The sequence below is a fragment of the Helicobacter valdiviensis genome (genome assembly GCF_003245365.1).
In the GTDB taxonomy this organism is placed as follows: domain Bacteria; phylum Campylobacterota; class Campylobacteria; order Campylobacterales; family Helicobacteraceae; genus Helicobacter_D; species Helicobacter_D valdiviensis.
Map to the genome: position 1 here is coordinate 22,115 of NZ_NBIU01000004.1, position 12,889 is coordinate 35,003.

Here is a 12,889-nt window from a genome sequence, read left to right on the forward strand (position 1 = left end):
TTTATCGGACAAAGGAATATTATGCCTCTTTTAGATAGTTTCAAAGTAGATCATACCAAAATGCCAGCTCCCGCAGTAAGACTTGGCAAGGTAATGCATACAAAAAGTGGAGATGAAATTTGCGTTTTTGATTTGCGTTTTTGCAAACCTAATGCAGAAATCCTTTCACAAGAAGGTATTCATACACTAGAGCATTTATTTGCAGGTTTTATGAGAGATCATCTCAACAATAATGAAGTAGAAATTATTGATATTTCTCCTATGGGTTGTCGCACAGGTTTTTACATGAGTCTTATTGGAAAACCCAGCGAAGAAGCCGTAAAAAATGCTTGGAAAGCAAGTATGGAAGATATTTTAAAAGTAGATAATATCCCAGAAGCCAATGAACTCCAATGTGGCACTTACAAAATGCATTCTCTTGAAGCTGCCAAACAAATTGCTAAAGATACACTAAATAAGGGCATTAGCATTATGGACAACAAGGCTTTAGAGTTAAAACTATAATGCAACATTTAGAATACTTAAAAGCCATAGAAACCCTAAATCTTTGGGCTAAACATTATTATGTTCTTGATGATCCATTAGCAAGTGATGAAGAATATGACTTGCTCTACCACAAAGTTAAGGATTTTGAAGAAAAAAATCCACAACTTTGTGCCAAAGATTCTCCAACACAAAGGGTCGGGGATAAAATTTTAGATTCCTTTAGCAAATCTAGCCATATTGAACGCATGTGGAGCTTAGATGATATTTTTGATAGCACAGAGCTAAAAGCTTGGATGGATAGAATGGAAAAGTATGGCTCTAATCTTACTTATAGTCTAGATCCAAAATTTGATGGAGCAAGCCTCAATCTTCTTTATGAAAATGGAATTCTTATAAAAGCAGCCACTAGAGGAGATGCTTTCATAGGTGAAGAGGTTACTCAAAATGCTAAAACTATCCAAAGTATTCCCTTATCCATCCCTTATAAAGAACGCATTGAAATAAGAGGAGAATGTGTAATTTTTAAAGATGATTTTGAAATTTTAAATAAAGAAAGGGAAGCAAATGGTGATAATCTTTTTGCAAATCCACGCAATGCAGCTGCAGGAAGCCTAAGGCAACTAGATAGCAACATCACCGCAAAGAGAAAATTACAATTTATCCCATGGGGTGTAGGATATTGCACCTTACAAGAAGATAGCTTTTTTGCTCTTATGGAAAAAATCCGAAGTTTTGGCTTTATTAGTTCTCCTTTTTCACAAATTTGTAAAAGTTTAGAAGAGATTGAAGCACTTTATAGTAAGCTAATAAAACAAAGAGATACCTACCCTATTATGCTTGATGGAATGGTAATTAGACTAGATAGCATTACTTTACAAAAAAATTTAGGCTTCACAATAAAATCTCCAAGATTTGCTTGTGCTTATAAATTCCCTGCTATTGAAAAAAAGGCTAAAATACTGGATATTACCTTACAAGTTGGAAGAAGTGGAGTGGTTACCCCTGTAGCAATTTTAGAACCTGTATTCATTGAAGGTGCAAGGGTTAGCAGGGCTACTTTACATAATTTTGATGAAATCAGCAAAAAAGATATCAAAATCAACGATAGTGTAATTTTAATCCGTAGTGGAGATGTGATACCAAAAATTATAAAATCTCTCCCTGCATTGCGTGATGGCACACAAAAACCTTGCAAAGTTCCAACCCACTGCCCTATTTGTGGCAAAGAATTGTTAATAGAAGAAAAGCTCATTAAATGCCAAAATTTAAATTGTGAAGCAAGAGTTAAAAATTCTATTATCCACTTTGCAAGTAAAAAAGCTCTTAATATTGATGGTTTAGGAGATAAAATCGTAGAACTTCTTTATGATATGGGAAAAATTAAAAGCATTGAGGATTTATTCTCTCTAAAATTTAGCGATTTAGAAAATCTTGAAGGCTTTAAAGAGAAAAAAATCAATAATCTTTTAAAAGCCATCAAAGATACAAAAGGGGTGGATTTATGGCGTTTTATCAATGCTTTAGGCATTGAACATATTGGCGAGGGTGCTAGTAAAAAAATCGCAAATACTTTTGGGCTAGATTTTTATTTAAAAAAGCATGAAGATTTTATGGCTTTAGATGGTTTTGGAATAGAGATGGCAAATTCTTTAGTAGAATTTTTACAAGTCAACAAAGAACGGATTCTTAATCTTTTAGCCATCTTAACCCCCAATGTGCAAGCCCAAACTTCTAATTTGCCCCTCTCTCCTTTTAATGAAAAAACTTTAGTTATCACAGGAACACTCTCACAAAAAAGAGAATTTTATGAAGAACTTTTAGAAAAAGTAGGTGCGAAAGTCAGTTCTAGCGTTTCTAAAAAAACAGACTTTTTATTGTGCGGAGAAGATGCGGGATCCAAGCTTAAAAAAGCACAAGAATTGGGTATTAAAATTTTAAATGAAGAAGAATTTAAGGAAATGTATGGATTATGATGTAATTGTAATAGGTGGCGGTCACGCAGGAATTGAAGCTTCTATTGTATGTGCAAAAATGGGAGCTAAAACTCTCCTTGCAACCCTTTTAGTAGAGCAAATTGGTGCTGCTAGTTGCAACCCAGCAGTAGGAGGACTTGGCAAAGGACATTTGGTAAAAGAAATTGACGCATTAGGTGGTGTAATGGGCTATATTACAGACAAATGCGGAATCCAATTTAGAACACTAAATGCTTCTAAAGGTCCTGCTGTGCAAGGCACTCGAGCACAAATTGATATGGATAGATATAAAATTATTGCTAGAGATTTATGTTACCACACTAAAAATTTAGAAATTACCCAACAAAGCATAAACTCATTAATTGTAGAAAATAATGAAGTTAAAGGCGTAATAAGCTCCATTGGTAAAAAATATTATGCTAAAAAGGTTATTTTAACCACAGGAACTTTTTTGCGTGGCAAAATCCATATAGGAGAACACACTTCAAGTAATGGGCGCGCAGGAGAACCACCCTCACTTGAGCTTGGAGCAAGTTTGCAAGATTTAGGCTTAGATGTAGGTAGGCTAAAAACAGGAACTTGTGCGAGAATTAAAGCAAGCAGTATTGATTTTAGCAATCTAGAACAACACCATGGTGATAATCCTGCACCCTTTTTCAGCCACAAAACAGAAAAAGAACTCAACAATGCAGAATTTAACCCCACACAACTCCCCTGCTATGTAACCTATACTAATGCAAAAACACATGAAATTATCCGCTCCAACTTCCATAGAGCCCCAATGTTTACTGGACAAATTGAAGGCATAGGCCCACGCTACTGCCCCAGTATTGAAGATAAAGTCAATCGCTTTAGCGATAAAGAACGCCACCAACTCTTTTTAGAACCGCAAACCAAAGAAGCTAATGAATACTATATCAACGGTCTTACAAGTTCGCTCCCTTTTGATGTGCAAGAAGAGATGATTAGAAGTATTGAGGGCTTAGAAAATGCAGAAATTGTTCGCTATGGCTATGCTATTGAATATGATTATATCAATCCCACAGATTTAAAACATACTTTTGAAACCAAAAAAATCAAAAATCTCTATTGTGCAGGTCAAATCAATGGAACAACAGGCTATGAAGAAGCAGCTGCACAAGGAATCTATGCTGGTATTAATGCTGTGCTTGCCTTACAAAACAAGCCCCCTTTTATTTTAAAACGCAATGAAGCCTATATTGGAGTTTTGGTAGATGATTTAGTTACCAAAGGCACAAAAGAACCTTATAGAATGTTTAGCTCTCGTGCTGAGTATAGACTACTTTTGCGTGAAGGAAATGCGATTTTTAGACTTGGGGAATATGCCTACAATCTAGGACTTATGGACAAAGAAGACTATCAAATACTTCTAAAAGATAAGCAAAATATCAAAGAGGGGCTAGAATGGCTATCTTCTACCCCTATCACGCCTACTTTGGAAGTTTTAAATTTTTTAAACTCCATCAATGAAGATAAAATCAGTGATAAAACCACTTGGATTACTCTAGTAAGTCGCAGAAGTTTTGATTTAGAAAAGCTTTTAAAAATTGATACCCTTATAAAAACGCCTTTTGCAAACTATTCTAAACGCGCTTTAGAAGAACTTTTAATAGAAGCAAAATATAAAAACTATATCAAAAAGCAACAAGCCTTGATTGACAATATGGATAAAATGCTAAGCATAGAAATCCCACAAGATTTTAGCTATGATTCTATCCCTGGGCTTAGCCTAGAAGTCATTGAAAAGCTAAAAAAATTCACTCCAAAAAGCCTTTTTGAAGCTAGTGAAATTAGCGGTATTACTCCTGCAAGTCTTGAAGTTTTACAACTCTATATTCATCTACACCATAAAAAAGCCAAAATTTAACCTTCTTTTAGCCATTTTTGGCTATAAATGTTACTTAAATTTTGAAAAGGAATTCCAATGAAAAATATTAAAGTCGCAATTATTGGCGGTTCAATTGCAGGTTTAAGCTCCGCTCTTGTTTTAGCAAGTGCTATTAAAAATGAATTGAATTTTGAAATCAGTATCTTTGATGAGGGTGGAGCTAAAGCAGATTTATATAAAGCTGAAATTTATAATGTCCCCTTATTTCCTAGAGGTATTGGAGGTAAAGAAATCATAGAAAATACCAAAGCACAAATTAACTCTTTAGCTAAAGTTAGTTATCTAGAAAAGAAAGTGGAAGAGATTTTAGGTTCCAAGGGAGATTTTAGTTTAGTAGCAGGTGGAGAAACTTTTGGCAAATTTGATTATATAATCGTCGCAACAGGAGCTAGCGAGTGTGCTATTAAAGGCCTAGAAGATAAAGTAAAACCCCATCCTTTAATGCCAAAACCTGGCAAAATTATGCTAGAAAATAGCGGAAGAAATCTTATTAAAGAGGGAATGTATGCAGCAGGTTTAGCAAGTGGAGTTACAACAATGGTAGCTTGTGCTATGGGAAGTGCTAATGAGAGTGCATGTGCTATCCTTAGTGATATTGCAGGGACTACTGCTGTAATCCATGATTTAAAAGGCTCAAGAGCCTAAATTGCAAAGCTTAGCTTTGCAAACCCTTTCCACTCTTTATTTATAAGCTAAGAATCAAATAGAAACTTAACACATCATCATCTTTCTTTAATTCCTGTTACAAAAAATAAATTTATCCACTCACTCTAGCAACTTACTTTTTATTGATTTACATTCTTGCCCTACACAAAAGTCTTAACTAGATTTTATTCTTTTAATAGATTAAACAATTTTAATAATTTACTCAAAAAATAAATCTTAAAATATTTAAAAATATAAATTCTTCTAAATTGCTAGCTTTTAAAAAAATTGGTAGCATCAAGAAAAAACTACAATGCACTTTTTACATCACCACCAAGAGTAGCAAGATCAAAACTTTATCACAAACAAGGACAACACCTTACACAATAATCCATAAAAACACTTTACAACTCTCTTAGTAACTCTTTATGGATTACCATATTCTTGCACCAATCTCACCATGAAAATTTCTATTACCAATGCTCCACTTTTAGAATATTAGCCTCCTTTCTTTATTCTATTAAGTGAAGTAAAATCTCTTTTGCTGGAGAGCTTTTTAAGAGTCTCTTTAGTTAAAGCCTCAAAATAACAAAAAAAGCCAACACCTAATATAAAAATCTCTTTTTGTTGCTGTAAGTGTAATTTATAATACTAAAAGAACTATCTTTTTATCACAAACAAAATGCGGTTTTGCGTGCTATTCTAAATCACCTAGATTGCTTCATTGCTTCACCTAGCTTGCAATAATAAGGTGGGTAGTCATTGCAAAGTGATTTCATCATCAAAGCAATCTACTCACTCCCCATCATTACAAGGAGTAAAACAACAAAGCAAATCCAATATCATTGCAAAGCCCTTTAGCACTGAAGTAATCTAAAAATAACTAAATTAGCATTCTCTATAGACTGCCACGACTTACTTGCCCAAGTCTTGCAATGACAAGGTGGAATTTCATTGCATATCTATACATTGTCATTACAAGAAATGAAATGGCAAGGTAATCTAACAAGAGCAACAACAAACCTAAATATTCTTAATAAATTTACACTACAAAGTAATTTTGCAGACTGCTATAACACTGCTTAAAATCAAAGTGCAATTTTTTCTGTCGGCAGAAAAATAAAATGATACTTTTTGGTTGCATTTTATCTTTATCATTACCTCTATTATTTAAAACAATGTGAGTATTTTTAAGTGTATTTTCTTAAAAGATTGCTTCTTGCTTTAAGGGCTTTGAAGATATAAATAGTTTTCTTTCTCTAAATCTTGTATTTATTACTCACAAACTCATATTTTTAGCTTTCTGTTGCATAGACTAGTTTAGATAATTCCTCTTTAATCACTTTAATATCTAATAATTTTTTGATTGTTTTTATTAAAATTACCCATCACAAAGCTTGAGCCTATTATTTATTTAGCTCTTCATTGCTAAGAATGAAAAATAATTTGACATCTCTCTGCTTTATATAAAAGGTTTTAAGAATATCTAATATTACAGTATTCTTAGAATACTCGCTGCTACTACCACAACCTACTAAAAAATTAATGCCAATACAACTAGAATTTTATATTAATTACATAAAATTCTACTTCTCTATTTGCCTTGCAAAGTTTAGGAAGATTTTCTACAAGATACAACAACAGCAATAGCAAAACCTCCATCATGCGTAATAGAAAGAGATAAAGAAGAGATTTGAAAATATTCTTGTTTTTCCTTACTTAAGATTAAAAAGGGTGCATTTGCATTATCTTTGCTAATTTGCATATCTTTAAAACTTAATTCTTTGCCTATACCACATCTTAAAGCTTTAGCACAAGCTTCCTTTGCAGCCCAAAAACCTGCGATAGTTTCTATTTTATTAGCAATACCAATCTCACTGGGCAAAAGAAATTTTAAAAGCCCTTTTTCTCCAAATTTCTCTACATAAGAAGCAATCCTAGAGATTGCTACAATATCTACCCCAATATCTATCAAGCTTTATTGAACCACAAAGTCTGTAAAGAAAATATTTGCCACTCTACCATCTACCAAAAATTCATTAATACGCTCTAAAAGCTCTTCTTTTAGCTTCTGCTTACCTTTTGTAGTTTGAATCTCTTCTAAAGTTTTAGAGCTTAAAACTGTAATTACAGTATCGCGAACAATATCTCTTTTGGTATCCAATTCTGTTTGTAAAGTTGGAGCACTAAGCTCTAATGCTAAAGAGGCTTTCAAATAACGCTTGCCACCTCCTGAAGTCATAAGATTTACAATGAATTGATCCATAGGATACATTTGCCCTACACTCAAAAGATTTCCACCTCCCCCTTGAGCACCTGCTTGCTGTGTTGTTTGAGGTTGTTGTTGTGCTTGGGGTTGCTCATCGCCTCCACTAAAAATCAAGATAGCCACAACAATTAAAATAATTAAAAGTAATGCAACAACTCCGATAATGATAAAAAGTATCATTTTATTTTGTTTCAAACTTGCTAATTTAGATTCTTTTTTCTCTTCAACTTCTTCAGCCATAACATTCCCTTTATAAAAATTTCTATATTATAGCAAAATTTTAATGATATTAAACAAACTTTTTTATGTCTTAATTAGTTTCTTAAATAACTTCCCAACCATTTTAATTTATCTTGATAGCGTTTAAAAAGCTCTTTAATATTGTCATCATCAATATGTCCATCAATATCCATAAAAAAGCAATAACCAAAATCCCCATCACTTTGTATATTGGGTCGTGATTGTATAGAAGTCATATTAATATTTAAGTCTTTTAAATCATAAAGCAAATTATAAAGTGCCCCTGGTTTATTTGTGTGGGATAAATTTGCAAAAATAGATGTTTTATCTTGTGTGCTTTTTTGGTTTTTAAAATTACTTACAATAATAAAACGCGTTTTATTAGTAGAATTATTTTCAATATTATTAAATAAAATGGGTGTATTGTATAATTTTGCGGCAATATGAGAACAAATAGCAGCACATTTTTCATCGCTTGATGCAAGTTGTGCAGCACGCGCAGTAGAATCTACTGGAATTTTTTCAATATGATCTAGGCTATGTTCGCTTAAAAACTGCGAACATTGTCCAAAAGCAATATCTTTAGAATAAAGCACTTTAATATCTTTTAGATTAGATGAAAGACTAGCAAAACAATGATGTATAGGCATATAAATTTCAGCTACGATTTTTAGTTCAGTTTTTTTAAGTAAATCTAGTGTTTCCCCTACTGCTCCATTTTGATTATTTTCTATAGGAATTACCGCATAATTTGCGCGTTTGTCTTCCACACTTTTTAAAGTGGATGCAATAGTATTGCAAGGAAAATACTCACACATCGCACCAAAACGGCTTTCAGCTGCTTGATGTGTATAGCTCCCAAGAGGACCAAGATAAGAAACACGCTCAGGCAATTCTAAATTTCTACTGACTGCAAAAATTTCTAAAAAAATGGATTCAATTGCGTTTTTATTAAGAAGACTAAGAGATTTTGCCCCCAATCTATCAAGAATTTCCTTTTCCCTATCAGGACGATAAATAGGTGCTTTACTTTTTAGTTTTGCTTTTCCTATCTTTTTTACAATCCCCATACGCTTTTCTAAAAGCTCTACAATCTCATTATCAATCCCATCAATTTCTTCTCTAAAAGCTCTTAAATCCATCTTTACCCCCTTATTTTTGCATTAATTCTTTTTCGTTTTGGATAAGCTCTTCAAAATTTTCTCTTTTTTTAACAAGCTTTTCCTTGCCTTTCTCAAAAGCCACTTCAGCACATTTTAAACGCGTATTATAATTACTTCCCATACTCGCACAATATGCACCTGCACTCATCACACACAAAAGATCATTGTGTTCTAAAGAAGGTAAAGATATATCCTTGCCTAAAAAATCCCCGCTCTCACACACAGGCCCTACTATATCTGCCTTTGTTTGTTCTCCACTTTTTAAAGCCACAATCTTATGATAAGCATTGTATAAACTAGGACGGATTAAATCATTCATCGCACCATCAACAATCACAAAGCGTTTTTTATCGGTTTGTTTTTCATACAAAACACTGCTTAAAAACACGCCACAATTCCCCACCAAAAATCTTCCTGGCTCGCAAATAATCGTTAAATCAAGCCCTCTTAAAGCTTCTAAAATACTTTGTGCATAATCATAGGGCTGGATAATCTTCTCATCTTTATAAGTAATTCCTAAACCCCCACCTATATCAAAAAACTTTAAATCAATTTTTAAAGCAATAAGACTATGTGCTAAAGAAGCTATTTTTTTAGCAGATTCTTTAATGGGATCTAACTGTGTTAGCTGCGATCCTATATGAAAATGGATAGCAATAGGCTCTAGGTGGGGAGAATTTTTTGCATACACATACATTTCTTTTGCTACTTCAACACTAACACCAAATTTATTTTCTTGTAAACCCGTGGAAATATAAGGATGTGTTTTAGGATCAATATTAGGATTTACACGCACAGAAATTCTAGCACTTTTGCCCAATTCTTTAGCAATTTTTTCCACTCTAAACAACTCTTCTTTGCTTTCTAGATTTAAAAACAAAATATCAAGTTCTAAAGCTTCTTTAATCTCACTATCTTTTTTACCCACACCACTAAAAATAATTTTATATTTTGGAATACCTGCTAAAAGAGCCCGTTTAACCTCTCCTATAGAAACACAATCTGCCCCACTTTCTAAAGAGGCTAATTTTTGCACTAAACTAAGATTAGAATTTGCTTTTAATGCATAGCATATCAATGCTTTCCTGCCTGAAAATGCTGCTTTTAACTGTTTATAATGCTCCTCTATTCTATCAAAATCATAAACATAAAGGGGAGTGCCATACATTTTGGCAACTTTTTTTAAATTTTCTTGTGTTAAATTGCCACTCAATGTGGGCTCATTGCTTAAAATGACTTGTTCCATAATCTTCCTAAAAATATAATTTCACAAAAAGTTTATATTGTATAGCAAAAAGCCTTAAAGTTATTTGGTTTTTTTGCTAATAGATAAAACCATACCAATCATAATACAACTTGCAAGAAGCGAACTTCCCCCATAACTTAAAAAAGGCACAGCAATTCCTTTAATAGGAATAAGCCCTGTAATCCCAAAAGCATTAATCAAAAAAGAAAAACCCAAAATTAACCCAATCCCCGAACAGAAAAGATAATAAATAGTATTTTGAGAGCGGATAGCGATTCTAAAAATTCTAAACAACATAAAAATAAAAAGACACACCACAAAAAATAATCCCAAAAAACCAATCTCTTCAGTAATTCCCGCCAAAATAATATCCGTATGCACTTCACTTAAAAACCCGAGCTTTACAAGCCCATTTCCAAGCCCTTTACCTAAAAAATCTCCATTTTCAATTGCACTTAGTGAATATTGGATTTGATAAGGCTCTGGAAGATTTTCCACCCTAAGAGAATTTTGCACAGAAGCAGGCAATAAAGAGAGAATAAAATCTTGTGTTCCTGCCCACCAAGCTTTAATACGCATAATTCTATGTGTGCTTGTAATAATCACCACAAAAAAGAGACTAAAAGCTCCCACTAAAAGCATAAGAAAAAAGCGAAAACTACTCCCAGCAAAAATCATCATTAAAGCCAAAGTCATACCTAAAAGCACGATTTGTCCAAGATCATTTTGCAAAATTGCTATTAAATAAACAGCAATCAAAAAAATTCCAACATAAGGCAAGAAAGTTAAAAACTCTTCTTTAAGACTTTTTTGCTCCAAAAGAGAAAATTTTCTTGAAAAGCTCCAAGCCAAAAATAGCACAAAACCTATTTTAAAAAATTCCACAGGCGCTAAGGAAAAAAAAGGAAGTCTAATCCAACGCTTTGCACCCCCTGCACTTGTTGCAAGACTTTCTGGCAAAAAATGCATAATAAACATTAAAAAAATTCCACCAAAAAATAAAAAAAAGCCAAATTTCACCACATAAGCATCAGGATTTCTTCTTGAAATCCACCACATAAGAATAATTCCCAAAACTCCTGCTATAAGCTGTCTTAAAAAAAAATGAAAAGAACTATAACCATAATACAGCACAGCAAAGCTTGAGAGCGAATAAGAAAAAATAATGCTAATAGTTATTAGGCAAGCAGTTGCCAAAAATAAAGGACGATCAACCATTTGCTAATTGTAGCATAATTCACCCAATATTTTTTCAATTATTTCTAGTTTATTTGCACTCATAATATGAATTTTTGGATGAAGCTTCATTAAATCTTTAAAAAGTTTTTTGCTTTTTTGTATGCCAATTTTTTCTTCATTGTATGTATTTTGCGCTTCTTTTAACTCTATAAGCCAATCTTGTGGCACAAAAACTCCTGGAAGCTTATTGTGTAAAAAAAGTGCTGTCTTGTAAGTTGTAATAGGGAAAAAACCAAATACTAACATACAATTTTTATTCAGTTCCTTATTAATAGAATTAATAAACTCTAATAACTCTTTTGCATTTTGCAAATCATAAACGGGTTGTGTGAAAATCGCATTTGCTCCATTTTTAATCTTTTCATACATTTTTTTATAAAGATTATCTTTATTATTTGCATAAGCATTCAAGACACTAAAAGCATAAATAGGTTTATTCTCGCCAAAAATTTCCTTTCCATTAATATCCTTTTTGGAGTTTAGCTGTGAAATAATCTTTAAAAGCAACTGGCTATTTCCTTCAAAAACTGGTCTTGCTTGGATTTGATTCCCATGCCTTAAAGGATCTCCTGTTAGTGCTAAAACAAGCCTTAAATCAAGACTATTCATACCAATTAACTCACTTTGCAAAGCAAGAGTATTCTTATCTCTCATTGCCATTGTAGTGATAGAAGGGATATTAAAATGATTTTGCAATTTCAAACTTGCAAGAAGTGAATTATGCTTTAGTTTTGCCAAAGGAGAATCAGTGCAAACAAACGCATCTATCACATCTAAAATTTTGCTTTTTTTTAAAAGCGTAAAATGTTCCTCTAAATCAAAGCTAATCGGCACAGAAAATTCATAAGTATAACACTTTTCTTTACTTTTTAAAATTTCAATAAAATTTTCTATTTTATTCATCATATTTCCTTAAATTTGCAAGTTTTTTATCTTGCAAAATCCATAATTTACCCTAATATTTTACTTCCATTAGTAAAATATTTAAAAAATATCTTAAAATATTTTAGAATAATATCAATATTTTTATAAATACAAGTTGAATTTTAAATTTTTAACATATTTTGTTACATAATTTTTTATATAAAATCACTTTTTAATCTTTAAGTTTTAAGTTTTGTTAGTAAAAAAATAGTATAATTAGTAGTTTTATTTTATACAAAAGTTAGAAATATGCTTAGATTGTGCTCTACTTCCAAAATAAGAAGTCATCTTTTAAAGATGAATAATATACCTTTTATCCAAAGTGATAATTTTTTTGATGAAGAGAGCTTACAAATAGATAATCCTAAGGATTTTGTTTATCATGCAACCTTAGGAAAGCACAAGAGTGCAATTGATACTTATGGGCTTTCCTTGCCTCTTTTAATAGCCGATAGCGTGGTTATGGTGGAGAACAAATTGCAAAGAAAAGCAAAAAATCTAAGCCAGGCAAGAGAATTTTTGCAAACCCAAAGTGGTAATTGCCTTAGCATTCTAACTTGTATGATTTATCACTCACAAAGTAAATTTTTTATTGACATTAGTGCAACTTACTATGAATTTGAAAAATTTCAAGACAATGATTTAGAAGATTATCTTTCAAGTAATCTTTGGAAAAATAAAGCAGGTTGCATTATGTGTGAGGGCTTTCATTCTCGCTATATTAAAAGGCAAATAGGCTCTAGCACTAATGCTCTAGGTTTGAACATTGAAGTTCTAAAAACTTTTCTTTAAGGA

The 12,889-nt window shown here is 32.3% G+C and carries 11 protein-coding genes; 5 read left to right on the forward strand and 6 right to left on the reverse strand.

The window, feature by feature from the left end; translation table 11 throughout:
- The first annotated feature begins 21 nt into the window (after positions 1-21).
- The 4 genes from luxS to B6S12_RS02295 are packed head-to-tail and all read left to right on the forward strand — an operon-like array spanning position 22 to position 5,013.
- Positions 22-504, forward strand: coding sequence for an S-ribosylhomocysteine lyase (gene luxS / locus B6S12_RS02280; RefSeq protein ID WP_111229207.1), 483 nt, complete (start codon positions 22-24; stop codon positions 502-504).
- Positions 504-2,459 carry an NAD-dependent DNA ligase LigA gene (gene ligA, locus B6S12_RS02285; RefSeq protein WP_111229208.1) on the forward strand — a complete coding sequence of 652 codons (1,956 nt, stop codon included), beginning with the start codon at positions 504-506 and terminating at the stop codon, positions 2,457-2,459. The genes luxS and ligA overlap by 1 nt, the downstream gene beginning before the upstream one ends.
- The gene (mnmG, locus tag B6S12_RS02290; RefSeq protein ID WP_111229209.1) at positions 2,449-4,347 is read left to right on the forward strand and encodes a tRNA uridine-5-carboxymethylaminomethyl(34) synthesis enzyme MnmG; all 1,899 of its coding nucleotides are present in this window, start codon (positions 2,449-2,451) and stop codon (positions 4,345-4,347) included. The genes ligA and mnmG overlap by 11 nt, the downstream gene beginning before the upstream one ends.
- 57 nt (positions 4,348-4,404) lie before the next feature.
- Positions 4,405-5,013 (forward strand): FAD-dependent oxidoreductase, encoded by a 609-nt coding sequence (locus B6S12_RS02295; RefSeq protein ID WP_111229210.1) that lies wholly within the window; start codon positions 4,405-4,407, stop codon positions 5,011-5,013.
- 1,612 nt (positions 5,014-6,625) lie between these two features.
- On the opposite strand, the gene acpS is transcribed toward B6S12_RS02295, so the two are convergent.
- From acpS to B6S12_RS02325, 6 genes are all read right to left on the reverse strand, one after another.
- Positions 6,626-6,988: a holo-ACP synthase gene (acpS, locus tag B6S12_RS02300; protein WP_111229211.1), complete on the reverse strand. Its 363-nt coding sequence runs from the start codon at positions 6,986-6,988 to the stop codon at positions 6,626-6,628.
- Between the two features lie 3 nt (positions 6,989-6,991).
- Complete coding sequence (gene fliL, locus B6S12_RS02305; RefSeq protein WP_111229212.1) at positions 6,992-7,522, reverse strand: flagellar basal body-associated protein FliL; 531 nt, start codon at positions 7,520-7,522, stop codon at positions 6,992-6,994.
- 74 nt (positions 7,523-7,596) lie between these two features.
- On the reverse strand, positions 7,597-8,664 hold the full coding sequence (pheA, locus tag B6S12_RS02310) for a prephenate dehydratase (RefSeq protein WP_111229213.1): 1,068 nt from the start codon (positions 8,662-8,664) through the stop codon (positions 7,597-7,599).
- A gap of 10 nt (positions 8,665-8,674) precedes the next feature.
- Positions 8,675-9,931, reverse strand: a complete 1,257-nt coding sequence (lysA, locus tag B6S12_RS02315) for a diaminopimelate decarboxylase (RefSeq protein WP_111229214.1) — start codon at positions 9,929-9,931, stop codon at positions 8,675-8,677.
- Between the two features lie 60 nt (positions 9,932-9,991).
- Complete coding sequence (locus B6S12_RS02320) at positions 9,992-11,149, reverse strand: FtsW/RodA/SpoVE family cell cycle protein (protein WP_111229215.1); 1,158 nt, start codon at positions 11,147-11,149, stop codon at positions 9,992-9,994.
- Between the two features lie 3 nt (positions 11,150-11,152).
- Positions 11,153-12,073: a methylenetetrahydrofolate reductase gene (locus B6S12_RS02325; protein ID WP_111229216.1), complete on the reverse strand. Its 921-nt coding sequence runs from the start codon at positions 12,071-12,073 to the stop codon at positions 11,153-11,155.
- Between the two features lie 270 nt (positions 12,074-12,343).
- On the opposite strand from B6S12_RS02325, the gene maf reads away from it, so the two are divergent.
- Complete coding sequence (maf, locus tag B6S12_RS02330; protein ID WP_111229217.1) at positions 12,344-12,886, forward strand: septum formation inhibitor Maf; 543 nt, start codon at positions 12,344-12,346, stop codon at positions 12,884-12,886.
- Positions 12,887-12,889: the final 3 nt, after the last annotated feature.

Bases quoted from the DNA above. Each gene is read 5' to 3' on its own strand.
- maf (WP_111229217.1), top strand. From the start codon at position 12,344: ATGCTTAGATTGTGCTCTACTTCCAAAATAAGAAGTCATCTTTTAAAG.
- fliL (WP_111229212.1), bottom strand. From the start codon at position 7,522: ATGGCTGAAGAAGTTGAAGAGAAAAAAGAATCTAAATTAGCAAGTTTG.
- pheA (WP_111229213.1), bottom strand. From the start codon at position 8,664: ATGGATTTAAGAGCTTTTAGAGAAGAAATTGATGGGATTGATAATGAG.
- luxS (WP_111229207.1), top strand. From the start codon at position 22: ATGCCTCTTTTAGATAGTTTCAAAGTAGATCATACCAAAATGCCAGCT.
- ligA (WP_111229208.1), top strand. From the start codon at position 504: ATGCAACATTTAGAATACTTAAAAGCCATAGAAACCCTAAATCTTTGG.
- B6S12_RS02320 (WP_111229215.1), bottom strand. From the start codon at position 11,149: ATGGTTGATCGTCCTTTATTTTTGGCAACTGCTTGCCTAATAACTATT.
- mnmG (WP_111229209.1), top strand. From the start codon at position 2,449: ATGGATTATGATGTAATTGTAATAGGTGGCGGTCACGCAGGAATTGAA.
- B6S12_RS02295 (WP_111229210.1), top strand. From the start codon at position 4,405: ATGAAAAATATTAAAGTCGCAATTATTGGCGGTTCAATTGCAGGTTTA.
- B6S12_RS02325 (WP_111229216.1), bottom strand. From the start codon at position 12,073: ATGAATAAAATAGAAAATTTTATTGAAATTTTAAAAAGTAAAGAAAAG.
- lysA (WP_111229214.1), bottom strand. From the start codon at position 9,931: ATGGAACAAGTCATTTTAAGCAATGAGCCCACATTGAGTGGCAATTTA.